This is a genomic window from Patescibacteria group bacterium (genome assembly GCA_018900835.1).
In the GTDB taxonomy this organism is placed as follows: domain Bacteria; phylum Patescibacteriota; class Minisyncoccia; order Minisyncoccales; family PEYH01; genus PEYH01.
On record JAHIFQ010000008.1, the window covers coordinates 1 to 20,737 of the forward strand.

Annotated in this window: 34 protein-coding genes and 1 tRNA gene; 33 read left to right on the top strand and 2 right to left on the bottom strand. The window is 38.8% G+C overall.

All coding sequences use genetic code 11. The features are described from left to right. The 3 genes from KJ562_01315 to KJ562_01325 all read left to right on the top strand — a co-directional run. On the top strand, positions 1 to 218 hold a 218-nt coding region (locus KJ562_01315; protein ID MBU3964354.1), incomplete at its 5' end, for a hypothetical protein. 295 nt (positions 219 to 513) lie between these two features. Continuing rightward, positions 514 to 1,059, top strand: coding sequence for a nucleotidyltransferase domain-containing protein (locus tag KJ562_01320; GenBank protein ID MBU3964355.1), 546 nt, complete (start codon positions 514 to 516; stop codon positions 1,057 to 1,059). A gap of 1 nt (position 1,060) precedes the next feature. Continuing rightward, entirely contained in the window at positions 1,061 to 1,468 is a 408-nt protein-coding gene (locus KJ562_01325) for a hypothetical protein (GenBank protein MBU3964356.1), read from the top strand. A gap of 63 nt (positions 1,469 to 1,531) precedes the next feature. On the opposite strand, the gene KJ562_01330 is transcribed toward KJ562_01325, so the two are convergent. Together KJ562_01330 and KJ562_01335 are read right to left on the bottom strand one after the other, a co-directional pair. After that, positions 1,532 to 1,605: transfer RNA gene (locus KJ562_01330), tRNA-Pro, on the bottom strand. A 53-nt stretch (positions 1,606 to 1,658) separates the two neighbouring features. Next, complete coding sequence (locus tag KJ562_01335; protein MBU3964357.1) at positions 1,659 to 1,856, bottom strand: 50S ribosomal protein L28; 198 nt, start codon at positions 1,854 to 1,856, stop codon at positions 1,659 to 1,661. A 144-nt stretch (positions 1,857 to 2,000) separates the two neighbouring features. On the opposite strand from KJ562_01335, the gene KJ562_01340 reads away from it, so the two are divergent. The 30 genes from KJ562_01340 (at position 2,001) to KJ562_01485 (ending at position 20,160) form a co-directional block, all read left to right on the top strand. Beyond that, positions 2,001 to 2,633 (top strand): site-2 protease family protein, encoded by a 633-nt coding sequence (locus KJ562_01340; GenBank protein MBU3964358.1) that lies wholly within the window; start codon positions 2,001 to 2,003, stop codon positions 2,631 to 2,633. 161 nt (positions 2,634 to 2,794) lie between these two features. Then, positions 2,795 to 3,205 (top strand): 30S ribosomal protein S12, encoded by a 411-nt coding sequence (gene rpsL, locus KJ562_01345; protein MBU3964359.1) that lies wholly within the window; start codon positions 2,795 to 2,797, stop codon positions 3,203 to 3,205. Between the two features lie 18 nt (positions 3,206 to 3,223). Then, the gene (gene rpsG / locus KJ562_01350; GenBank protein MBU3964360.1) at positions 3,224 to 3,682 is read left to right on the top strand and encodes a 30S ribosomal protein S7; all 459 of its coding nucleotides are present in this window, start codon (positions 3,224 to 3,226) and stop codon (positions 3,680 to 3,682) included. 130 nt (positions 3,683 to 3,812) lie between these two features. After that, positions 3,813 to 5,912 (top strand): elongation factor G, encoded by a 2,100-nt coding sequence (gene fusA, locus KJ562_01355; GenBank protein ID MBU3964361.1) that lies wholly within the window; start codon positions 3,813 to 3,815, stop codon positions 5,910 to 5,912. A gap of 43 nt (positions 5,913 to 5,955) precedes the next feature. Beyond that, the gene (locus tag KJ562_01360; protein MBU3964362.1) at positions 5,956 to 6,213 is read left to right on the top strand and encodes a hypothetical protein; all 258 of its coding nucleotides are present in this window, start codon (positions 5,956 to 5,958) and stop codon (positions 6,211 to 6,213) included. Between the two features lie 119 nt (positions 6,214 to 6,332). Beyond that, positions 6,333 to 7,532, top strand: a complete 1,200-nt coding sequence (tuf, locus tag KJ562_01365) for an elongation factor Tu (protein ID MBU3964363.1) — start codon at positions 6,333 to 6,335, stop codon at positions 7,530 to 7,532. A 23-nt stretch (positions 7,533 to 7,555) separates the two neighbouring features. After that, entirely contained in the window at positions 7,556 to 7,894 is a 339-nt protein-coding gene (gene rpsJ, locus KJ562_01370; protein MBU3964364.1) for a 30S ribosomal protein S10, read from the top strand. A 94-nt stretch (positions 7,895 to 7,988) separates the two neighbouring features. Further along, positions 7,989 to 8,588 carry a 50S ribosomal protein L3 gene (gene rplC, locus KJ562_01375; GenBank protein ID MBU3964365.1) on the top strand — a complete coding sequence of 200 codons (600 nt, stop codon included), beginning with the start codon at positions 7,989 to 7,991 and terminating at the stop codon, positions 8,586 to 8,588. Positions 8,589 to 8,597: 9 nt separating this feature from the next. After that, on the top strand, positions 8,598 to 9,260 hold the full coding sequence (rplD, locus tag KJ562_01380) for a 50S ribosomal protein L4 (protein MBU3964366.1): 663 nt from the start codon (positions 8,598 to 8,600) through the stop codon (positions 9,258 to 9,260). 4 nt (positions 9,261 to 9,264) lie between these two features. Further along, entirely contained in the window at positions 9,265 to 9,813 is a 549-nt protein-coding gene (gene rplW, locus KJ562_01385) for a 50S ribosomal protein L23 (GenBank protein MBU3964367.1), read from the top strand. A gap of 6 nt (positions 9,814 to 9,819) precedes the next feature. Further along, a complete protein-coding gene (gene rplB, locus KJ562_01390) occupies positions 9,820 to 10,644 on the top strand; it encodes a 50S ribosomal protein L2 (GenBank protein ID MBU3964368.1) in 825 nt (274 codons plus the stop codon). A gap of 9 nt (positions 10,645 to 10,653) precedes the next feature. Further along, positions 10,654 to 10,974, top strand: coding sequence for a 30S ribosomal protein S19 (gene rpsS, locus KJ562_01395; protein MBU3964369.1), 321 nt, complete (start codon positions 10,654 to 10,656; stop codon positions 10,972 to 10,974). A 7-nt stretch (positions 10,975 to 10,981) separates the two neighbouring features. Next, positions 10,982 to 11,464, top strand: a complete 483-nt coding sequence (gene rplV, locus KJ562_01400; protein ID MBU3964370.1) for a 50S ribosomal protein L22 — start codon at positions 10,982 to 10,984, stop codon at positions 11,462 to 11,464. A gap of 21 nt (positions 11,465 to 11,485) precedes the next feature. Beyond that, a complete protein-coding gene (gene rpsC, locus KJ562_01405) occupies positions 11,486 to 12,136 on the top strand; it encodes a 30S ribosomal protein S3 (GenBank protein ID MBU3964371.1) in 651 nt (216 codons plus the stop codon). 5 nt (positions 12,137 to 12,141) lie between these two features. After that, on the top strand, positions 12,142 to 12,558 hold the full coding sequence (gene rplP, locus KJ562_01410) for a 50S ribosomal protein L16 (protein ID MBU3964372.1): 417 nt from the start codon (positions 12,142 to 12,144) through the stop codon (positions 12,556 to 12,558). Then, complete coding sequence (rpmC, locus tag KJ562_01415; GenBank protein MBU3964373.1) at positions 12,548 to 12,739, top strand: 50S ribosomal protein L29; 192 nt, start codon at positions 12,548 to 12,550, stop codon at positions 12,737 to 12,739. Before rplP ends, rpmC begins: the two co-directional genes overlap by 11 nt. A 5-nt stretch (positions 12,740 to 12,744) precedes the next feature. Next, positions 12,745 to 13,008 carry a 30S ribosomal protein S17 gene (rpsQ, locus tag KJ562_01420; protein ID MBU3964374.1) on the top strand — a complete coding sequence of 88 codons (264 nt, stop codon included), beginning with the start codon at positions 12,745 to 12,747 and terminating at the stop codon, positions 13,006 to 13,008. Continuing rightward, positions 13,005 to 13,376 carry a 50S ribosomal protein L14 gene (gene rplN / locus KJ562_01425; protein MBU3964375.1) on the top strand — a complete coding sequence of 124 codons (372 nt, stop codon included), beginning with the start codon at positions 13,005 to 13,007 and terminating at the stop codon, positions 13,374 to 13,376. The genes rpsQ and rplN overlap by 4 nt, the downstream gene beginning before the upstream one ends. 4 nt (positions 13,377 to 13,380) lie before the next feature. After that, positions 13,381 to 13,689 (top strand): 50S ribosomal protein L24, encoded by a 309-nt coding sequence (gene rplX, locus KJ562_01430; GenBank protein ID MBU3964376.1) that lies wholly within the window; start codon positions 13,381 to 13,383, stop codon positions 13,687 to 13,689. A 15-nt stretch (positions 13,690 to 13,704) separates the two neighbouring features. Beyond that, positions 13,705 to 14,268 carry a 50S ribosomal protein L5 gene (gene rplE, locus KJ562_01435; GenBank protein MBU3964377.1) on the top strand — a complete coding sequence of 188 codons (564 nt, stop codon included), beginning with the start codon at positions 13,705 to 13,707 and terminating at the stop codon, positions 14,266 to 14,268. Next, positions 14,261 to 14,446 (top strand): type Z 30S ribosomal protein S14, encoded by a 186-nt coding sequence (locus KJ562_01440; GenBank protein ID MBU3964378.1) that lies wholly within the window; start codon positions 14,261 to 14,263, stop codon positions 14,444 to 14,446. The genes rplE and KJ562_01440 overlap by 8 nt, the downstream gene beginning before the upstream one ends. A 31-nt stretch (positions 14,447 to 14,477) precedes the next feature. Then, positions 14,478 to 14,870, top strand: coding sequence for a 30S ribosomal protein S8 (rpsH, locus tag KJ562_01445; GenBank protein MBU3964379.1), 393 nt, complete (start codon positions 14,478 to 14,480; stop codon positions 14,868 to 14,870). 40 nt (positions 14,871 to 14,910) lie between these two features. Next, positions 14,911 to 15,456, top strand: coding sequence for a 50S ribosomal protein L6 (rplF, locus tag KJ562_01450; protein ID MBU3964380.1), 546 nt, complete (start codon positions 14,911 to 14,913; stop codon positions 15,454 to 15,456). A 20-nt stretch (positions 15,457 to 15,476) separates the two neighbouring features. After that, positions 15,477 to 15,830 (top strand): 50S ribosomal protein L18, encoded by a 354-nt coding sequence (rplR, locus tag KJ562_01455; protein MBU3964381.1) that lies wholly within the window; start codon positions 15,477 to 15,479, stop codon positions 15,828 to 15,830. An 18-nt stretch (positions 15,831 to 15,848) separates the two neighbouring features. Next, entirely contained in the window at positions 15,849 to 16,316 is a 468-nt protein-coding gene (locus KJ562_01460; protein MBU3964382.1) for a 30S ribosomal protein S5, read from the top strand. A 15-nt stretch (positions 16,317 to 16,331) separates the two neighbouring features. Further along, on the top strand, positions 16,332 to 16,796 hold the full coding sequence (gene rplO, locus KJ562_01465) for a 50S ribosomal protein L15 (GenBank protein MBU3964383.1): 465 nt from the start codon (positions 16,332 to 16,334) through the stop codon (positions 16,794 to 16,796). Further along, the gene (secY, locus tag KJ562_01470; GenBank protein MBU3964384.1) at positions 16,793 to 18,088 is read left to right on the top strand and encodes a preprotein translocase subunit SecY; all 1,296 of its coding nucleotides are present in this window, start codon (positions 16,793 to 16,795) and stop codon (positions 18,086 to 18,088) included. Before rplO ends, secY begins: the two co-directional genes overlap by 4 nt. A 59-nt stretch (positions 18,089 to 18,147) precedes the next feature. Then, positions 18,148 to 18,852 (top strand): nucleoside monophosphate kinase, encoded by a 705-nt coding sequence (locus KJ562_01475; GenBank protein MBU3964385.1) that lies wholly within the window; start codon positions 18,148 to 18,150, stop codon positions 18,850 to 18,852. Then, entirely contained in the window at positions 18,849 to 19,592 is a 744-nt protein-coding gene (gene map, locus KJ562_01480) for a type I methionyl aminopeptidase (GenBank protein MBU3964386.1), read from the top strand. Before KJ562_01475 ends, map begins: the two co-directional genes overlap by 4 nt. Positions 19,593 to 19,647: 55 nt before the next feature. Then, positions 19,648 to 20,160, top strand: coding sequence for a hypothetical protein (locus KJ562_01485; GenBank protein ID MBU3964387.1), 513 nt, complete (start codon positions 19,648 to 19,650; stop codon positions 20,158 to 20,160). Positions 20,161 to 20,737: the final 577 nt, after the last annotated feature.

A 20,737-nucleotide genomic window follows, 5' to 3' on the forward strand; every position in this document is an offset into this window, starting at 1 on the left:
TCAACGCCAACTTACTGGATTTCTATCTTGCTCACATCAACCTCATTCCCGAGGATTGGAAAGGGAAGGCAGTGTTCTTTTGGGCAACCATCTACCGCCGCTCGGATGGCAGTCTGTACGTTCGCTACCTTTTCTGGAGTGGCGGCGGGTGGTACTGGCTCTACAATTGGCTCGACGATGACTGGGGTGATCATAATCCCGCGGCTTCTCGCAAGTAATTAAGTCCTTTGAGCTTAGGAACTTAGGTCTGTTTGGCCTTTGAACTTAATCCTTTGGACTTGAGTCCATTCGACCCACAATGGTTTGTCTTACAAACTGGCGTGGGTCGTTTTATTTTTGTATAATGAACTAGGCGCAGCTTGTGGCATAGATAAAAAGGGACGGGTTTTTGGGTTGATGGGGCACTATCATTTGTTAATAGAACATAAGACAAAGACCATATTTTTTAAAAGACAGTTGACAATATTATTGTAAGAAATTACAATATATATTGTAATAATTTACAATGATATTATGTTAAAGCTCGGTTCGGAAATCACGATTAAACTATTAGATTATTATTTTTTGAATCCCAAAAAAGAACATCACATTAATCAGTTGGCCGATGTTTTAAAAATTGACCCGGGAAATTTATTCCGTAAGTTAAAAGAATTAGAGAATGAAGGCGTTTTGGTTTCCGAAAAAGAAGGCAACCAGCGACGATTCAAGTTAAACAAGGATTATCCATTTTTGGCAGAATTTAAGAAGATATATGAATCTAAATACGGCTTTTTGTCTTTATTAAAAGAAAAAATTTCTAAATTAAAAAATTTACAGGAAGCATATGTGTTTGGCTCGTATGCCAATAGTCAATTTGGGCCTGAAAGCGATATAGATATTTTGCTTATCGGAAATCATTCTCCGATAAGCGCGAAGAGGATAATTCTTCCTTTACAGAGCAGAACGAAGAGAGAAATTAATATAATAGACCTAACTCCTGATGATTTTGTAAAGCGAAAAAATAAAAAAGATGAGCTTATAGAAAATATTTTTTCTGGGCAGGTGATTAAAATATTTTAATATGTTTGAGAAATTTTGCTTCACTGAAAAACAAATAGATAGGCACTATAAATCTTGCTTAAGAGATTTTTCAATAGCAAGTAAATCTGAAATTCCCGAGGTGGCATTCCGTTTTTGTTATGATGCTATAATCAAGCTGTCCATAACCATCTGCGCGAAGAATGGCTTAAGGGTTAAAGCCAGAGCAGGGCATCATATAGAATTAATCGAAAAATTATCGGAGTTTTTGAAAGATAAAGAAATAGTGATTATTGCAAATGAAATGAGGATTAAGAGAAATAAGGACTTGTACGGAGAGGGAATTTTGATATCAAATATAGATGCCAAAGATTATGTTAAGTGGGCTAAGAGTGTTTTTGGCGCAGCAGATGAATATCTTTTTAAAAAGGGAAGTAGATTAAGATTATAGTCGTAGAAAAACCCAAAAACCCGCTTCAAGCGGGTTTTTGGGTTAGGAATTAGAGGTCTTGGATGGTCGGGGAAGGGAGAGTCGAACTCCCGCCACACGCACCCCATGCGCGCATCCTACCACTGGACCATTCCCCACAGTCGGTTTCTGGCACATCCTATGACTGGACCATTCCCTGTACTAGAGTAAATTATTTACCCCTACTTTTCTTTAAAAGGGTTTTTTTACAGCGGGTGCAGGCCTTAACTCTTTCGCCTGATGCCAATGTAGCCCATTGGAGATTGGGTTTTTTTGATACTTTTGGAGTCGGATTGTATTTTGACATCAGCTTGTTGTATTTTCTTCCCATTACCGGCCCCTTGCCACAGATTTCGCAAACTTTGCTCATTTTAGAATTTTGTTAATTATGTTTTGTTTTTTGTATGAGGTGAGTTTTAGTGTAATTTATTTTCCTGATTTTGACAAGAGCAATTAATCATTTGCCTGCCTTGAGCGGGTTGATAATTTACCATTAATCGTTTATTATTAGGGCATGACTGGAATAGAATTAATAATCGTTATTATCATATTTCTTTTTTCAGTAGTTTTTCACGAAGTTGCCCATGGATGGGTTGCTTTTGCCTTGGGAGATTCTACTGCAAAGAGAGCAGGGCGACTGACCCTGAATCCTTTAAAGCATCTTGACCCGATTGGGTCGGTCCTTTTGCCTGGATTTTTGATTTTGATGAAATTTGCTGGAATGGGCGGATTTATTTTCGGCTGGGCGAAACCAGTTCCGATTAATCCATATAATTTTAAAGACCAAAAATACGGAACCGCGAAAGTTGCGATTGCCGGCTCTGCGGCAAATTTTTCCTTGGCTTTAATTTTTGGATTGGCCCTAAGGTTTCTGCCAATTATCTATTCAATCCAGGGCGTGGGTTTGATTTTCCTATATATTGTCCAAATAAATTTGATTTTAGCGATATTTAATCTGCTTCCGATTCCGCCGCTTGACGGGTCACATATTCTTTTTACTTTTTTGCGCAAGAGAGCGGATAAGCTTAAAATGTTTTTAGTTCAGTATGGATTTTTTCTATTGGTTTTCATAATTTTTTTCTTTTTTCAATATATTGCCCAAGCAGTCCTGTGGTTGATGCAGCTGATAATCGGAATTTCAATATAATTTTTGTTTGACAAAAATTTTTTGTTCTGCTAATTTAAATCGTACACAGAATTGTATTTGTTTTTAATTTGAGCGAACCCCGCCTTGGGCGCGGGATACACAATTTTGCAGCCATTCAGGCCGCATCACAAGTGATTTGCCTTCATAGGCAAAATTGGTACATGCCAACTATTCATCAATTAATTAAAAAAGGCAGAAAGAAGCAGGTTTCAAAAGATAAAACGCCTGCTTTGGCTTTTGTTTTTAATACTATTAAAAACAGGCCCAAGAAACATGATTCTCCTTTTAAAAGAGGGGTGTGTATTAAGGTTTTTACAGTCACACCAAAGAAACCTAACTCTGCGTTGAGAAAAGTGGCGAGAGTGCGATTAAGTAATGGAATGGAGGTTTCAGCGTATATTCCGGGCGAGGGCCATAATCTGCAAGAACACTCTGTCGTGATAGTAAGGGGAGGAAGGGTTAAGGATTTGCCTGGCGTGAGATATCATATTGTCCGCGGAATTTTAGATACGAGCGGGGTGGAAAAAAGAAAACAAGGCAGAAGTAAATATGGAGCCAAAAAACAAGCATAATAAAAAATAATATTAATTATGAGTAAGAAGAAATACATTCAAGTAAAACCAGACCCGATTTATAACGACATGACTGTCGCTAAACTTATTAATTACATAATGCGAAAGGGGAACAAATCTATTGCGCGTAAAATAGTTTATAGCGCATTGAGCATTATCAAAGAAAAAACAAAACAAGAGCCAGTTCAATTTTTAGAGAAAGCGATTCAGAATGCTTCTCCGGTTTTGGAAGTAAAGTCAAAGAGAATTGGAGGGGCAAATTATCAAGTCCCTATTGAAGTTTCAAAAGAAAGGAGAGTGGCATTAGCTGTGAGATGGATAATTCAAGCTTCAAAGAAAGGCAAGGGGTCAATGGCTGAAAAATTAGCAAAAGAATTGATGGAAGCAGCGGAAAACACAGGCAATGCTGTCAAGAAGAAAGAAACTGTCCACAAAATGGCAGAAGCCAACAAGGCCTTTGCGCACTTTGCGTGGTAAAGTTATTTCTTAGCGAGGGCGAGCCAGCAGACGAAGCCCGAGCTTAGAAAGAACTTTACCCGCCCTGGGCGGGTGTGTAATTTTCTAACAGCTCAGCGGCGCAAAACCTTGCTTCGCTGAGAAAATTAACATGCGTGAATTTTCAGTAGAAAAATATAGAAATATAGGAATCATCGCCCATATTGACGCCGGAAAAACCACGGTTTCCGAGCGAGTTTTATTTTACACAGGCATTTCTCATAAAATAGGAGAAGTTCACGAGGGAGAGGCGATTATGGACTGGATGGAGCAGGAAAGAGAGAGGGGAATTACAATCACTTCTGCTGCCACCACTTGCTTTTGGCATCCGACAGAAGATGGCGAGAGCAAAGAACGGGAGTGTAAAATAAATTTAATTGATACGCCAGGACACATTGATTTTACTGCTGAAGTCCAGAGGTCTTTAAGAGTTCTTGACGGCGCAGTAGTTGTTTTTGACGGCGTGGCAGGAGTTGAGGCGCAGTCGGAAACTGTCTGGCACCAAGCTGATAAATTCAAAGTCCCCAGAGTTTGTTTTATTAATAAATTAGATAGAATGGGGGCTTCTTTTGAATATAGTTTAAAAACAATTTGGGAGCGGTTAACCCCCAACGCTGTTGCAGTGCAAATACCTATTGGACAGGAAGGAAATTTTTCAGGGGTCATAGATTTAATCACTATGAAGGCCGTAAAATTTGAAGGTGAGAATGGAGAAAAAGTCATAGTTGAAGAAATCCCTGATGATATGAAAGACAAAGCAGAAGAATGGAGAAAAAAAATGCTTGAAAAAGTGGCGGCCGAAGACCATGGACTTCTGGAGAATTATTTGGAGGGCAAAGAGGTGGGAGTTGAACAGATAAGAAAAGCTATTAGAAAAGGCGTGATTGATTATCAAGTAATTCCTGTTTTCTGCGGTTCAGCTTTAAAAAATAAAGGCACCCAATTAGTATTGGATGCTGTTGTTTATTATTTTCCAAGTCCAATTGATGCGCCTCCAATCAGAGGAAAGGACCCTAAGACCGAGGAAACTATTGAAAGGAAACCGAGCGATGATGAGTCATTTTCAGCTCTCGCATTTAAGGTTGCCACAGACCCTTTTGTTGGCGCCCTCACTTATTTCCGTATATATTCCGGAAAATTGTCTTCTGGCACAAGCTTGTTAAATTCCAGCAATGGGAAAAAGATAAGAATAGGAAGAATAGTGAGGATGCACTCCAATCATAGAGAAGAGGTTGAGGAATTGTACGCAGGCGATATCGCGGCAGCCATTGGGTTGAAAGATGTGGAAACAGGCCACACTATTTGCGACCCAGATAATCCAATAATTTTAGAAAAGATAATTTTCCCAGAGCCGGTAATTTCTATTAGGATTGAGCCAAAAACAAAAGCTGACCAAGAAAAATTGGGATTAGCTCTGAAGAAATTGGCTGAAGAAGACCCGACATTTAAAGTCAAAACAGATGAAGAAACAGCAGAAACAATTATCTCTGGTATGGGAGAACTGCATTTGGAAATTTTAGTGGACAGGATGAAAAAAGAATTCAAAATGGAAGCCAATGTGGGCAGGCCACAGGTTGCTTACAAAGAAACAATTTTAGCAGAGGCGGAAGCAGAAGGAAAATATATAAGGCAAAGTGGAGGCAGGGGACAGTATGGGCATACTTGGGTGAGGGTTAGTCCGAAAAAGCCGGGTGAAGGATTTTTGTTTGTTGATGAAATTAAAGGAGGTATTATTCCTAAAGAATATATTCCAGCAGTCCGCAAAGGGATTGAAGAGGCAATGGAGAGGGGTATATTGGCAGGATTCCCAATGGTTGATGTGGAAGCTGCATTATATGATGGTTCATTTCATGAAGTTGATTCTTCAGAGTCAGCCTTTAAAATAGCAGGGTCAATGGCTTTTCAAGCAGCAGCAAAATTAGCCAAGCCAGTATTGCTTGAGCCGATTATGCGTCTTGAAGTTAGTATTCCTAATGAATTTTTCGGAGACATTATCGGAGATTTAAATGCCAGGCGGGGGAGAATAAAGGAAAGCTTTGATAGGGCTTCTATGAAAGTAGTTGAAGCATTTGTGCCTTTGGCAGAGATGTTTGGATACGCAACTTCATTGAGGTCTATGACTCATGGCAGGGCTGCTTTTACTATGGAATTTAGCCATTATGACCAGGTTCCGCATAATACTACCCAGAAGATAATAGAAGCAAGAACATAATCAATAATCATTAATCAATAATCATTAATCATTAAATATTAGTATGGATTTTAATCAGATAAAAAAGTTAATAGATAAAGAAGGTGGCAAGGTAATTGTTGTGGAAAATGGCGAACCGATTTTGGTTATCTCAAGAATAGAAACAGAAAAAGAGAATCAGCAAAAAATGTCGTTTGAAAAAAAGAGACAAGCAATGCGCAATATATTTGATGAAAGCAAAGGAATTAGCCAAAGCACAGAATTGCTTGCCAAGGAAGAATTGCCAGCTGAAGAATTAACAGTTGAAGATTTGCCATTTTAATGCTATCATAGATTCGCTTGCGTATATTTAGGCGCAAGGGGTTGACTTTTTTTCACATTTAAGTAATATACTTAATACAATTGTTTTAAAATTATAATTAATATTTAGTAAGTAAAAATATGGCTGAAAAAGAAAAATTTGAGCGAACAAAACCTCACATTAATGTGGGGACAATTGGTCATGTGGACCACGGCAAGACAACTTTGACTGCCGCGATTTTGAAAGTTCTTCACCTAAAGGGGTATAGGGCTTCTCAAAAAGGCATTGACCAGATTGATTCTGCCCCAGAAGAGAAAGCCAGGGGCGTGACCATTAATATTGCGCATGTGGAGTATGAAACAGAAAAGAGGCATTATGCTCATATTGATTGCCCGGGTCACAGCGATTACATTAAAAACATGATTACTGGCGCTGCCCAGATGGATGGAGCGATTTTGGTTGTGTCTGCAGTTGACGGGCCAATGCCCCAGACCAGAGAACACATTTTGCTTGCTCGCCAGGTAGGCGTTCCAGCGATTATCGTTTTCCTTAATAAATGCGACGCAGTTGATGACCCAGAGATGATTGGATTGGTAGAATCAGAGATAAGAGAATTATTAAAGAAATATGAATATCCCGGAGACGAGATACCAATTATTAGGGGTTCTGCTTTAAAAGCGGTGGAGGTTACATCTGCGGACGACGAGGCAGCCAAGCCGATATTAGAGCTTGCCAAAACGCTGGATGAATATTTTCCAGAACCGCAGAGACCAATAGACCAGCCATCTCTTATGGCTATAGAAGATGTTTTTTCTATAGAAGGCAGGGGAACAGTTGCTACTGGCAGGATTGAGAGAGGCATTATTAAATCAGGAGAAGAAATGGAACTTGTGGGGATTCACCCAACAACCAAAACCACTGCTGTTAGTATAGAAATGTTTAATAAGATATTAGACGAAGGAAGAGCAGGAGATAATGTTGGTATCCTGTTAAGAGGGCTTAAAAAAGAAGATGTGGAAAGAGGACAGGTGCTGGCAAAACCAGGAACAATCACTCCTCATACTGAATTTGAAACAGAGATTTATGCTTTGACAAAAGAGGAAGGAGGCCGCCATACCCCGTTTTTCAAAGGGTATAAGCCACAGTTCTACATCCGCACAACTGATGTTACCGGAGATGTTATTTTGCCTGAAGGAACAGAAATGGTTATGCCAGGCGACACTGCCAATTTAATAGTTAAACTGATAGCGCCGATTGCTTTGGAGGAAAAAAATAGATTCGCCATTAGAGAAGGCGGAAGAACTGTTGCATCCGGAGTTGTGATTAAAATAATTAAATAAAATAAGTAATAGTTCTTTTAAAGATGCCTACCACAAAGAAAGCCAAGATAGAGGAAGCGCCACAAAAAATTAGGATTAAGCTGAAGGCGTATGATAACAAGGTGCTGGATAAAAGCGCTCGACAGATTGTTGAGACGGTTTTGAGATATGGCGCCAAGATTTGCGGGCCGGTTCCTTTACCAACAGAAATTCACAAATACACTGTTAACCGCTCAAGTTTCGTTCATAAAGACGCACGAGAGCAGTTTGAGATAAGAGTCCATAAGAGATTGATAGATATTTTGGATTCAGACCAAAGAGTGGTAGAGTCATTGACGAATTTAAATTTGCCGACAGGAGTTGATATTCAAATTAAGATTTAAGGAGTCAAGTCCATTAGATGGATACTAGCCCCCATGAAAGACGCATAAACAATGTGCCGGGTTGGTTAACCCGGTATTTTGTTGAAAAAATAGTATGAAAAAAATTATTCTTGCCAAAAAAATAGGGATGACCCAGATATGGAAGGATGACAAGATTATTCCAGTGACCCTTGTTCAAGCAGGGCCTTGTTCTATTACTCAATTAATGGCCAAAGAAAAGGATGGTTATGACGCTGTTCAGATTGGTTTCCAAGGATTGAGAAAAAGAAAAATAACAAAGAGCAAGAAAAAGAAACCATTTTCATATTTGAAAGAATTTAAGACAAAAGGCGAACAAGGGGAAATAAAAAAGGGAGACATCATAGATGTGAATATCTTTGAGCAAGGGGATAAAGTTAAGGTTTCTGCTATTTCCAAGGGAAAAGGGTTTCAAGGAGGCGTGAAAAGATGGGGATTTGCTGGAAGAAAAAAAACGCATGGGACTAAGCATGAGTCAAGGACAATCGGTTCAATCGGTTCTTCATTTCCCCAGAGAGTATTAAAAGGAAAGAGAATGCCTGGAAGGATGGGAACGGGAAGGATAACAGTGAAAAATTTGGAAATAGTGAAAATTGATAAAGAAAAAAATCAGATTGCTTTAAAAGGAGCAATCCCTGGCAGAAAAGGAACTTTAGTGGAAATAAAGGAATTTTAGTTAAAATATATGAAGATTGATGTCTATAATTCAATAGGGGAAAAGAGCGGGCAGATGGAATTGCCCAAGAAAGTATTTGATAGAGACCCTAATCCTGATTTAGTTCATCAGGCGGTTATTAGCATGCAATCAAATAAGAGAAATGTTATAGCCCACACTAAAGACAGGTCAGAAGTTAGTGGCGGTGGAAAAAAACCATGGAGACAGAAAGGAACAGGCAGGGCAAGGCATGGCTCTTCAAGGTCTCCAATTTGGATTGGCGGAGGAGTTACATTCGGGCCCACAAATAAGAGGAATTTTAAAATGGTAGTTCCCAAGAAAATGAAAAAAATGGCTTTATTTTCAATACTTTCCGACAAGGTCAGAAATCAAGAAATTTCAGTTATTGATAATTTGACTATTGAAGAGGCAAAGACAAAAACAATCAACAAGATATTAACAAATTTATTAAATAAGATTTATCCTGAACAGAAAAAAGGAAAAAAACGAGCGTTTAAAAGCGTTCTTATTATTTTAGACAAGAAAGACGATAAGCTAATAAGGGCAGTAAGAAATATCCCGAAAATAAATATAATTGATGTTAGGAACTTGAGCATATTAGACGCAATATCTACCCAACGCTTGATTTTTTTGAAAGATTCAATTAAGACAATTAAAGAATTGTCTGCTTAATAATATGTCTATTTTTGATGTTTTTAAAAAGAAGGTAAGACCGGAAATAAAGAAAGAGCAAAAGAAAGAAATGCCAGTTGTAGAGAAAGCGGTCAAAAAACCGGAAGTTAAGGTTGTGGTGAAAAAAGAGAAGAAAGAGAAAAAAGAAATAGTAAAAGAGATAAAAGAAGCAAAGAAGAAAGGGGCAACAAAAAAACAAGGAATTCTTGCGCCAGACGAAAAGACAGAAGAGAAAAAGATTGTTAAGCCCAAAAAAGCGGTCAAGCCAACCAGTTTAGCGTGGAAGGTCTTGGTTAAGCCGCATGTCACAGAGAAAGCGACTTATTTGGGGGAAAAAAATGAATATGCGTTTGTTGTTTCTAAGAGCGCCAACAAAATAGAAGTGAAGAAAGCGATAGAAGATGTTTATGATGTTAATGTTGAGAAAGTGAGGATGATAAATATTCCGGGTAAAAAAAGAAGATTAGGAAGAGTGAAGGGGTTTAAGAGTGGATACAAAAAAGCGATTATTAAAATCAAAAAAGGACAAGAGATTGAGGTCTTGCCGAGATAATTTTTAATAATTATGAAGAAATATAAACCAACAACTCCAGGGAGACGACATGCCACGATAGAGGATTTTTCAAATCTGGACAAGAAGAGGCCAGAGAAGAGTTTGGTTATTAAATTGAAAAAGAAAGCTGGACGGAATAGTCAAGGAAAGATTACTGTGAGGCATAAGGGCGGTGGAGCAAAACGGCTTTATCGTATAATTGATTTTGCCAGAAAGCGACTTGATATTCCTGCAAAAGTCCTTGCCTTGGAATATGACCCTAATAGAACTGCTTTTATAGCTCTTATTGAATACAGCGACGGGGTTAAAAAGTATATTTTAGCGCCACAGGGTTTGAATAAAGGAGATACTGTTATAACAAGCGAAAATGCGGAATTGAAGCCAGGGAATAGGACGAAATTAAAAAATATACCCATTGGCACAGATATTTATAATGCAGAGCTTTTGCCCGAAGGCGGTGGAAAATTAATCAGGTCAGCTGGTTCCTCTGCTAAGGTCTTCGGTAGTGAAGAAAAATATATTCATATAAAGATGCCGTCTGGTGAAATGAGGAAATTACATCAGGAATGCTTTGCTTCTATCGGCGCATTATCCCGGCCAGAGCATAGATATGTGAAAATAGGAAATGCTGGACGAGCGAGACATATGGGGAGGAGGCCTACAGTGAGGGGTTCTGCGATGAACCCTCATGACCATCCGCATGGCGGAGGAGAAGGCAGAACAGGTATTGGATTAAAATATCCTAAAACGCCTTGGGGCAAACCAGCATTAGGTAAAAAAACCAGAAAAAGAAAGAACACGAACATATTTATCATTAAAAGACGGAAGTAATATAAAATTATGTCACGGTCACTTAAAAAAGGTCCTTATATAGAGGAGAGATTGATAGAAAAAGTTAAGAAATTAAGAGCAGGAGACCAGACAGCCATAAGAACTTGGTACAGGTCCTGCACAATCATTCCTGAAATGGTGGGTTTTGTTTTTGAGGTTCATAATGGCAAAGATTTCATAACAGTGCAGGTTAGAGAAGATATGGTTGGACATAAATTGGGAGAGTTTTCTCCGACAACCAAATTTATAAGGCACGGAGGAAAAATGCAGAGAGAGTTGAGCGGGTCAGAGAGTAAGCCGCAAGAAGCGCCTGCAGTAGGAAAGAAATAAAACGATTATGGAAAAAGAAATTAGCGCAAAATTAAATCATTTGAGAATCGCTCCACGCAAAGTGCGGTTAGTAGCGGATTTGGTTAGAGGGAAAAATGCTCTTGAGTGTTTGGTATTTTTGAATCATACTAGTCAAAAATCTGCAGGCCCAATTGCCAAACTCTTGAAATCAGCTGTTGCTAATGCTAAAAATAATTTTCAGATAGATGACAAAAATTTAAGAATTGTTAAGATAACAGTGGATGAAGGGCCGAAATTAAAGAGATGGAGGTCAAGGTCTATGGGAAGGGCTTATGCAATCCAGAAGAAAACAAGCCACATTACTCTTGTTCTGAAAGAACAAGAGAAGCCAAAACACAAAATAAAAAACAAAAAGCAAGAAGCAAAACGAGCGAAAGAGATTGCAACCCCAGAAATAAAAAACAAAGAACAAAAAGACAAAAAAGAGAAGATAGCGCAAAAGAAACAAATCAAAAAAATAAAGAAATAACTTTTAACTTAGCGAAGGAATATGTCACATAAGGTTCATCCAAAAGCATTCCGATTGAGAGAGAGCTCTGACTGGGTCTCTCGATGGTTTGATGAAAAGCAATCCCCAATATATTTAGAGGAGGATTTTAAGATTAGAAGATTCTTAGTGGAAAAATTCAAAGAAGCAGGCATTGAAAAGATTGAAATTGAACGGTCTCCAAACAGGGTGAATATATTAATACATTCTTCCAGGCCTGGCCTTATTATCGGCAGAGGCGGTCAGCAGATAGATGAATTAAAGGATTTGTTCCAAAAGAAAATTCTTAAGAGACAATTGGACGAGAAACAAGCATTAAAGATTGAGATAAAGTCAATCAAAAATCCTTGGATAAGCGCTCCATTGGTAGCCCAATGGATGGCTCAAAGAATAGAGAAGCGAATGCCTTTTAGGAAGATAATGAAACAATCCATTTCTATGGTTATGGGGTATAAGGAGGCAAGGGGAATAAGAGTGCAGGTTTCTGGACGACTAAATGGCGCATCTATTTCCAGAACAGAATGGCTCCAGAAAGGGCAGTTGCCAAGACAGACCATTAGGGCGAATATTGATTATGGCTTTAAGGAGGCAAATTGCACTTATGGCACAATAGGAGTAAAAGTTTGGATTTATAAAGGAGAAACATTTGAATAAAAAATATGTTATATCCTAAAAAAGTAAAACACAGAAAATGGCACAAGGGCAGAAATAGGGACAGGCAGATTGATACTCGTGGCACAGAATTGGCCTTCGGAGATTTCGGATTAAAAGCAATGGAATCGAAATGGATTACTGCCAGACAGATTGAGGCGGCAAGAAGGGCAATTATCAGGTATCTTAAAAAAGGCGGACGGCTTTGGATAAGGATTTTTCCTGATAAGCCGATTACAACCAAGGGAGCAGAGGTGCCTATGGGTGGAGGGAAAGGTTCAGTTGACCATTATGTATTTTCAATTAAACCAGGACGAATTATTTTTGAAATAGCAGGAATCAGCGAAGAAATGGCGAGAGAGGCGTTTGACAGGGCAGGTCATAAGTTTGGAATTAAAACAAAGTTTATTAAACATGAAAGCTAAGGAATTAAAAATTAAAAGCGAGGTGGAGTTGAAAAAGATGATTTTTAGCGACAGAGAGAAATTGCGCAGTTTAAGATTTAATTTGGCGGCAGGGAAAGTCAAAAATGTAAAAGAAATTAGGAATAGAAAGAAAGATATCGCTAAAATTTTAACTATTTTAAACCAGGAAAAACATAAATAAAAATTATGAGTAAAAAACGATTAAAAGGCATAGTTGTTTCTGATAAGATGGATAAAACCATTGTAGTTAAGGTTGAGATATTGAAAACCCATCGGTTGTACAGGAGAAAGTATAAGTCCCACACGAAATACAAGGCGCATGACGAAATGAATGCTTTCAAGACAGGGGATGTGGTAGTGATAGAGGAGACAAGGCCATTGAGCAAGGATAAGACATGGCGAGTAATATCCGAAAATCAAAAAGCCGAAACCCAAAATTTAAAAACATGATACAGGTTCAAACAATGTTAAATGTAGCTGATAACAGCGGAGCAAAAGTGGTCCAATGTTTTAAGGTTTTGGGAGGCAGCAAGAGAAGATATGCGCAGATAGGGGATATTATAGTAGTAGCTGTGAAGAAAGCAGAGCCAAGAAAGATAGTCAAGAAACACGACAAAACAAGAGCTGTTATTGTAAGACAGAAAAGACCGTTAAGGCGTTTAGATGGTTCGTATATCAGCTTTGACGAGAACGCAGTTGTGATTTTAGAGGGCAAAACAAAGGAGCCCAAAGCAGGAAGGTTGTTTGGTCCAATACCAAGAGAAATCAAAGAAAAAGGATTTGATAAGATAGCTGCTTTAGCAAATGAAATAATATAATTATATGTCAGATGTAAAACAAGGAGACACAATTTTAATAATAGCAGGCGATGACCGTGGAAGAACTGGAAAAGTGATTAAAGTTTCACCTTCAGCAAGAATTCAGGTTGAAGGAATCAATATCCAGAAAAAGCATCATCGACCAAAGAAAGAAGGCGAAAAAGGCCAAGTGATTGAAAAGCCCGGCTTTATTTCTATTTCAAATGTTAAGATAATCTGTCCTAAATGCGGGAAGCCGGCTAAAATAGGGCATACACAGGCAGGAGATAAAAGAAAAAAACGAGTTTGTAAAAAGTGTCAGGCAGTGATTTAAATATAAAAAAAAGAAATGATGAGATTAAAGGAAAAATATCATAAAGAAGTGGTGCCGAAATTAAAAGAGAAATTCGGTTATAAAAGCATTGCTGCAGTGCCTTGCATTGAAAAAGTGGTTGTTAATACTGGCTTTGGACGATTAGTTAGCGGGAAAAGCAAGCAAGACGCGGCAAACGAGTATAAGGATATCTTGGAGGATTTGGCATTGATTACTGGGCAAAAACCGATTTTGCGAGAGGCGAAGAAATCAATTTCAACATTTAAGATTAGGGAGGGCGCGCCAGTAGGCGCTATGACAACATTGAGGAAGCAGAAGATGTATGACACATTGGAGCGGTTAATCAATATTATTCTGCCCCGCACAAGAGATTTCGCTGGATTAAATCCAGATTCAGTTGACAGAGATGGCAATTTAACGATAGGAATAAAAGAACAAATCGTTTTTCCGGAAATAAGCGCTGAAAAAACTAAAAGAATATTTGGTTTTGAGATTACTGTTGTGACAAGCGCTAAAAATAAAGAAGAGGGTATGGAATTATTTAAATCATTAGGTTTCCCGATAAAAAATAATGCCTAAAGAATCACAGATTGTAAAATCAAAGAGAAAGCCGAAGTTCAGCACAAGAACTGTTAGGCGTTGTTTTAGATGCGGAAGGAGAAGGGCTTTTATGAGAAAATTCGGACTTTGCAGAATATGCTTCCGCGAAATGGCAAATGAGGGGTTGATCCCAGGAGTAAGAAAATCATCATGGTAAATTTTTCATTTTTCATTTTTAATTTAGTTATATGACAGACCCAATAGCAGATATGTTAAATAGAATAAGGAATGCCCAAGCAGTGCTTCATCCATCTGTAGATGTGCCGTATTCAAATTTTAAATACAGTTTAGCAGAAATCTTTTTAAAACAAGGAGTGATTAAAAAAATAGAAAAAAAACATAATAAAACCAGAAAGATTATCAGAATTACTTTGAAATATAAAGATAATCAGCCGATTATCAGCCATTTAGAGAGAATTTCAAAGCCAGGGAGAAGGGTCTACGCTTCAAGTAAGAGAATCCGATTATCCAGAGGTGGCGGTGGATTTATTATTGTATCAACCCCCAAAGGACTGATGATTGGTTGGGAGGCGAGGAAACAAAATTTGGGAGGTGAGATAATAGCAGAAATTTGGCAGTGATTAAGCAAATAAATAATTAAGCAAATAAGAAATTTAATATATGAGTCGCATAGGTAAACAACCAATTAAAATCCCGGACAAAGTAGAGGTGAATATAGACGGGAATAATATAACAATCAAGGGCCCTAAAGGAGAGCTTAAAGTTCAGATTCGTCCTGAAATAGAAGCAAGTGTTCAGGATGGTCAAATATCATTTAACATCAGGGAACAGGGCAAAAATGCCAGCGCTTTTTGGGGATTGACAAGAGCGTTAGTAGCTAATGCTGTTAAGGGAGTAATCGAGGGATATAATAAAAAATTAGAGATTCAGGGAGTTGGATATCGGGCAAGAGTTGAAGGAGATGGTTTGATTCTGGAGATGGGCTTTTCTCACCCGATAAATCTCAAAACGCCGGAAGGAATAGATTTTGCGGTTGAGAAGAATATTATTATAGTTTCTGGAATTGATAAGCAGTTGGTGGGAGAAACAGCAGCGAAAATAAGGAGGGTAAGACCGCCAGAGCCGTATAAAGGAAAGGGGATTCGTTATGTCGGAGAAGTCGTCTTGAGAAAAGCGGGTAAAAGAGCAGAGAGTGCGAAGGTGTAATTTTTAAATAATATATCAACATGATTGGAAGAAGAATAAAAAGAATACAAAGGCATAATAGGGTAAGGGGAAGAATTAGTGGCAAAAAGGATTGTCCCCGACTTTGTGTTTTTAGGTCAGCAAGCCATATATACGCCCAATTGATAGATGACGATATTCAAAAGACATTGGTCTCTGCAAGTGATGTTGAAATTAAAAAAGACAAAGAAGAGAAAGGGAAGATTGGAATTGCTTTTAAAACAGGTGAGTTAATAGCGGAGAAGGCAAAAGAGAAAAAAATTACAAAGGTTGTTTTTGACAGGGGTGGCTATAAATACCACGGAAGAGTAAAGGCATTAGCCGAAGGCGCGAGAAAAGGCGGATTAAAGTTTTGATGATTCAATCTTAATTATATGTTTAAAAGAATTAATCAACAAAAAGAAACAGAAAAAGACGAGTTTGACTCTAAGCTTTTAAGTTTGGACAGGGTTGTGAGGGTGACTGCAGGAGGTAAGCAAATGAGGTTTAGGGCGGTTATGGTGGTAGGTGATAGGAACGGCAGAGTTGGAGTTGGAGTGGCTAAGGGCTTGGATGTTGCGCAATCAGTAGAAAAAGCAACTAAGTCAGCCAAGAAAGAATTACTTACAGTGCCAATGAAAGGAGGCACTATTCCTCATGAGGTTAGGGCGAAATTTGGAGCAGCAAGAGTTCTATTAAGACCGCAGAGAGCAGGTAGAGGGTTGGTCGCAGGCGGCACAGTGCGGGTTATTTGTGATTTAGCTGGCATTAAAAATGTTTCATCCAAGATTTTGGGAGGTACTAGAAATAAATTGAATAATGCTCGGGCAACAATGTTGGCATTGAGTAAATTAAAATTGTAAAAGAGAAATAAAAAGATGCAGTTACACGAAATAAAGCCAAAGCATAAGAAAAAAACCAAGAAGCGAATCGGTAGAGGCGGAAAGCGAGGCACTTACTCTGGCAGGGGAATGAAGGGGCAGAAATCCAGAGCAGGCAAGAGCTTTGAGCCGATTATCAGGGGTTTCATTAAAAGATATCCAAAATTAAGAGGATATAAATTCGGTTCCAAGGGCGAGCTGGTATTTATAATTAATCTTAAAACGCTTCAGGAAAAATTTGATGATAATGCTGTTATAAGTCCGATGGTCTTGCTTGATAAGAAATTAATTCATAAAATAAAGGGGAAGATGCCTTTGGTTAAAATTTTGGGTGAGGGTGATGTTAGCAAAAAATTTGTTGTCAAGTGCTGCAAGATTTCTAAACAAGCTGAAGAGAAAATAATAAAAGCAGGGGGAGAAGTGAAAAAGTCAAAAGTAAAAAAGACGGAATCTAAAAAATGAATTTTAGTAAAATAATTCAGATATTTAAAATAAAGGACTTGCGCAAGAAGATTTTGTTTGTCTTGGCAATATTTTTGTTATTCCGATTGATGGCAAATATACCAGTGCCGGGCATTGATGCTCAAAACCTTCAAGGGTTTTTCGATAGATTTCAGATGTTCGGTTTGCTAAATATTTTCACTGGAGGAACATTAGCCAAGCTTTCTATCGTGATGCTTGGAATCGGTCCATACATCACAGCAACAATCATTCTTCAGCTTTTAACAATGATTTTCCCTGCTCTGGAGAAAATATACAAAGAAGAGGGGGCGGCTGGCAGACAGAGATTCAATCAATACGGTAGAATCTTGACTATACCTTTGGCAATAATGCAAGGATATGCCATGCTTAATCTTCTTCAAAGGACTCCGACTGCCGGTGGAGAGCCGGCCATTGGAGCATTGTCTCCGATTATGATGATAAGCGCATTGATTACAGTCACCGCTGGAGCTATGTTTTTGGTTTGGCTGGGGGAAATGATTACTGAAAAAGGGATTGGTAATGGCGTTTCTTTGTTGATTTTTGCCGGCATAGTGTCAAGTATTCCGGGGAACATCTATCAATTCGCTTTTAGCTGGGACCCAGCGCAATTGCCGGGCTATCTTTTATTTTTTGGCGCAGCGTTTTTGATTATTATAGGAGTAGTTTTAGTTACAGAGGCAAGGCGTAATATTCCGGTTTCATACGCCAAAAGAGTGAGGGGTAATAAGATTTATGGAGGGTCTTCCACTTATCTTCCGCTGAATGTTAATCCAGCAGGGGTAATTCCGATTATTTTCGCTCTTTCAATCTTGCTTTTCCCGCAAATGATAGGCAGTTTCTTCGCTAATGCGGGGGGCGTGGTTGGCTCAATAGCCAGGTCAGTGGCAAACTTTCAGAACCATGAGATTGCCTGGGGCACCACTTATTTCATATTGGTTTTTGCCTTTACTTATTTTTATACAATGGTTACTTTTGACCCGAAAGCGATTTCTAATAATTTAAAAAAGATGGGAGGATTTGTTCCTGGCATAAGACCAGGGGAATCCACCGCATCATTTCTCACATATATTCTCCACCGAGTTTTGTTTATCGGGGCAATGTTTTTGAGCGTTATCGCAATTATGCCTTATCTGATAAAAGGAATTACAGGTGTTACTTCTTTTAGTTTCTTAGTAGGAGGAACATCTCTTTTAATCGTTGTGGCAGTTGTATTAGATACTGTGAAGCAGATAAACGCTCAATTGCAGATGAGGGAGTATGAGACCTTATAAGTCCAAAGTCCAAAGTCCAAATCAAGCTCAAAATCCAAATTAAATAATATTATTTTGATATGGCGAAAACTAATAATCAACAGATAATCATCATTTTGGGACCGCCGGGTGCAGGGAAGGGCATACAGGCAACGCTTTTAGCCGACAAAATGGGTTTTTATTATTTCGACACAAGCAAGATTATTGAACAGAAAGTGATGAATGCTCGAGACGGTGAGGTTCAGAAAATTGGTGGCAAGGAATATAATTTATTGGCGGAAAAGAAATTATGGGAAGATGGGATACTTTGCACTCCGTTATTGGTCGCCTTTTGGGTCAATAACAGAATTAAGGAATTGGCAGAACAAGGCGAATCAATTATTTTTGCAGGCAGTCCCAGGACATTGCCAGAGACGAAAGAAATCATGCCAGTCATGGTAGAATTTTATGGCAAGGAGAACATAAGGGTTATTGTGTTTGAACTTAAGGCTGAGGATAGTATTTGGCGAAATTCTAATAGACGGATTTGCGAACTTATGAGGCATCCTATTTTATTTAATAAAGAGACCGAGAATTTAAAGATTTGTCCATTAGATGGTTCAAAATTAATTAAAAGAGAAAAATTAGACGATACAGAAGTAATAAAAATTAGATTAGAGGAATATAAAAATAGAACTCTTCCAATAGTTGATTATTTAAAAAATGAGGGGTATAAAGTGACAGATATTGACGCTTCGCCAGCGCCAGCAAATGTTTTTGATAATGTTCTTAAGGCGATAAAATGATTCCTATCAAAACTCCACAAGAAATAAAAATAATGGCAGAAGCAGGGAAAATCCTGGCAGAGATTATGAAAGAGATAAAATCAGCAGTCAAGCCAGGAATTACCACTAATGAATTAAATAAGCTCGCTCAAGAGCTTGTTTTTAAATCCAATACAATTCCTGCGTTTTTGGGATATGATGATTTCCCAGCAGTTCTCTGCACTTCAATTAACGAAGTAATAGTGCATGGCATTCCATCAGAATATGTTTTAAAACAAGGAGATATTTTATCCCTTGATTTAGGGATAATGTATAAAGGGTATTTTTCTGATATGGCAATTACAATGCCTGTGGGAGAGATAAGTATTGAGGCCTGGCAATTAATTAGGGCAGTTAAAAAATCTTTAAGTATTGCTATTAAAAAAGCAAGGCCAGGCAATACTCTTGGGGATGTGGGGAATACGATTGAGAGGTATTTAGAGAAAAGAGGACTTTGCGTTGTGAAAGAACTCTGCGGACATGGAATTGGCAGAAAACTCCACGAAGAACCGGAGATTTTAAATTATGGGAAGAGAAAAAAAGGAGAAGAGCTCAAGCAAGGAATGGTTTTATGTCTTGAGCCAATGGCAGGCATTGGAATAGGCAAAATCAAAAAAGCGCCAGACAGATACGGACTTCAAACCATAGATAATTCTCTTTCCGCGCATTTTGAACACACAATCGCGATAACCAGCAACGGCAATCGCATCTTGACAGAATAAGCATTAACTGTTAGGGTAAAAATAGAACAAAGGGAAGAAAAGGAGGTGATTGGAAATGGGACCATTCGAAAGTTTTGTCAGGCCTCCAAAAGTGCCTATTGGAGTTGTTGCTTTCTCGTTCGGGCTTACTAAATGTGAGCCCAATCCTTGCAATATTGCTCTTGCAAAAGCAGTGCAAAGGATTGTGCGAGAAGAAAAGCAGCGAGGAATCAGCGTTGTGGTGGTTGCTCAATGGGAGATAACGACCGCTCTTCCGTCAAAAATGATTGACTATATAGTGGTGAATCATCGTCAGCGATGTATTTATCTTGACAGCGAAGAGGTTATGGCTCAGGCAGCCGAGGTATTTAGCAGGGAAGGGGTTTCGCACGTTATCCCAGTGGCAAATCCTTTTCTGCACCTTCACAAATGTCGGCAGCTTGTAAAGCAATCAGGGTTCACGCCTATTGCAAGGAATATCGGTCGGATAGGTTTTTGCCAGAAATCCACCCAATGGTGGACGCGTGGTCCAATCCGTCTGATTCTCTACGCAGTTCTCCAGAAGTTTTTTGGATGGCGCGGGAGATGAGGCATTCTTATCTCTGTCTCAATAGCCCCAGCGTTTCATCGTGGGGCTACACTAGGCACTTGTTTCTGCGGAAATAAGTGCCTTTGTCTTTTTCTGCGCGCTATTAATAGATATTACTAGGCAAGACGAAAATTACCCGCCCCTACGAAAATTACGAGGCCCGGCCTCGTAATTTTCGTAAAACGTCGGAAGCCATACCAGTATTGAGGATTCTCACAACCCGCCCGGGGCGGGTAATTTTTCTGGCCTAATGTTTGGAGGTCGGACCTCTAAACATTCTAACTAAAATCTGCCGAGAAAACTTGCCGAGAAACGATCTCGGCAGATTCTCGGCAAGTTTTTGACATTTGGGGGAGGTATGATAGGCTTAGCTTACCTAATCAGCCAGAAAAAGGAGGGGAAATGTTCAGAATCTTATTATTGGCGGCGTTGGCGGCGTTGGCGGAATCTCTGGTAAGCTCTTTCCTTATTCATCATAATCTCTTCGGCCCAGTTGCGCTGTTCTTGTGCAATTGCTCACCATGGATTGACCTGCCTTTCCTATTTCTAAAGAGTTATAGGTTGAGGTTTTTGCGGG

Excerpts from the sequence above, each read along its gene's own strand:
- KJ562_01460 (MBU3964382.1), top strand. The coding sequence starts at position 15,849 with ATGTTTAAAAGAATTAATCAACAAAAAGAAACAGAAAAAGACGAGTTT.
- rplC (MBU3964365.1), top strand. The coding sequence starts at position 7,989 with ATGAAAAAAATTATTCTTGCCAAAAAAATAGGGATGACCCAGATATGG.
- KJ562_01335 (MBU3964357.1), bottom strand. The coding sequence starts at position 1,856 with ATGAGCAAAGTTTGCGAAATCTGTGGCAAGGGGCCGGTAATGGGAAGA.
- KJ562_01325 (MBU3964356.1), top strand. The coding sequence starts at position 1,061 with ATGTTTGAGAAATTTTGCTTCACTGAAAAACAAATAGATAGGCACTAT.
- fusA (MBU3964361.1), top strand. The coding sequence starts at position 3,813 with ATGCGTGAATTTTCAGTAGAAAAATATAGAAATATAGGAATCATCGCC.
- rplE (MBU3964377.1), top strand. The coding sequence starts at position 13,705 with ATGATGAGATTAAAGGAAAAATATCATAAAGAAGTGGTGCCGAAATTA.
- KJ562_01320 (MBU3964355.1), top strand. The coding sequence starts at position 514 with ATGTTAAAGCTCGGTTCGGAAATCACGATTAAACTATTAGATTATTAT.
- rplD (MBU3964366.1), top strand. The coding sequence starts at position 8,598 with ATGAAGATTGATGTCTATAATTCAATAGGGGAAAAGAGCGGGCAGATG.
- rplF (MBU3964380.1), top strand. The coding sequence starts at position 14,911 with ATGAGTCGCATAGGTAAACAACCAATTAAAATCCCGGACAAAGTAGAG.
- map (MBU3964386.1), top strand. The coding sequence starts at position 18,849 with ATGATTCCTATCAAAACTCCACAAGAAATAAAAATAATGGCAGAAGCA.
- rplV (MBU3964370.1), top strand. The coding sequence starts at position 10,982 with ATGGAAAAAGAAATTAGCGCAAAATTAAATCATTTGAGAATCGCTCCA.
- rpmC (MBU3964373.1), top strand. The coding sequence starts at position 12,548 with ATGAAAGCTAAGGAATTAAAAATTAAAAGCGAGGTGGAGTTGAAAAAG.
- rpsC (MBU3964371.1), top strand. The coding sequence starts at position 11,486 with ATGTCACATAAGGTTCATCCAAAAGCATTCCGATTGAGAGAGAGCTCT.
- rpsS (MBU3964369.1), top strand. The coding sequence starts at position 10,654 with ATGTCACGGTCACTTAAAAAAGGTCCTTATATAGAGGAGAGATTGATA.
- rplN (MBU3964375.1), top strand. The coding sequence starts at position 13,005 with ATGATACAGGTTCAAACAATGTTAAATGTAGCTGATAACAGCGGAGCA.
- rpsH (MBU3964379.1), top strand. The coding sequence starts at position 14,478 with ATGACAGACCCAATAGCAGATATGTTAAATAGAATAAGGAATGCCCAA.
- rpsJ (MBU3964364.1), top strand. The coding sequence starts at position 7,556 with ATGCCTACCACAAAGAAAGCCAAGATAGAGGAAGCGCCACAAAAAATT.
- tuf (MBU3964363.1), top strand. The coding sequence starts at position 6,333 with ATGGCTGAAAAAGAAAAATTTGAGCGAACAAAACCTCACATTAATGTG.
- rplW (MBU3964367.1), top strand. The coding sequence starts at position 9,265 with ATGTCTATTTTTGATGTTTTTAAAAAGAAGGTAAGACCGGAAATAAAG.
- rplX (MBU3964376.1), top strand. The coding sequence starts at position 13,381 with ATGTCAGATGTAAAACAAGGAGACACAATTTTAATAATAGCAGGCGAT.
- rpsL (MBU3964359.1), top strand. The coding sequence starts at position 2,795 with ATGCCAACTATTCATCAATTAATTAAAAAAGGCAGAAAGAAGCAGGTT.
- rplR (MBU3964381.1), top strand. The coding sequence starts at position 15,477 with ATGATTGGAAGAAGAATAAAAAGAATACAAAGGCATAATAGGGTAAGG.
- KJ562_01340 (MBU3964358.1), top strand. The coding sequence starts at position 2,001 with ATGACTGGAATAGAATTAATAATCGTTATTATCATATTTCTTTTTTCA.
- KJ562_01440 (MBU3964378.1), top strand. The coding sequence starts at position 14,261 with ATGCCTAAAGAATCACAGATTGTAAAATCAAAGAGAAAGCCGAAGTTC.
- rpsG (MBU3964360.1), top strand. The coding sequence starts at position 3,224 with ATGAGTAAGAAGAAATACATTCAAGTAAAACCAGACCCGATTTATAAC.
- KJ562_01475 (MBU3964385.1), top strand. The coding sequence starts at position 18,148 with ATGGCGAAAACTAATAATCAACAGATAATCATCATTTTGGGACCGCCG.
- rpsQ (MBU3964374.1), top strand. The coding sequence starts at position 12,745 with ATGAGTAAAAAACGATTAAAAGGCATAGTTGTTTCTGATAAGATGGAT.
- KJ562_01485 (MBU3964387.1), top strand. The coding sequence starts at position 19,648 with ATGGGACCATTCGAAAGTTTTGTCAGGCCTCCAAAAGTGCCTATTGGA.
- rplP (MBU3964372.1), top strand. The coding sequence starts at position 12,142 with ATGTTATATCCTAAAAAAGTAAAACACAGAAAATGGCACAAGGGCAGA.
- rplO (MBU3964383.1), top strand. The coding sequence starts at position 16,332 with ATGCAGTTACACGAAATAAAGCCAAAGCATAAGAAAAAAACCAAGAAG.
- secY (MBU3964384.1), top strand. The coding sequence starts at position 16,793 with ATGAATTTTAGTAAAATAATTCAGATATTTAAAATAAAGGACTTGCGC.
- KJ562_01360 (MBU3964362.1), top strand. The coding sequence starts at position 5,956 with ATGGATTTTAATCAGATAAAAAAGTTAATAGATAAAGAAGGTGGCAAG.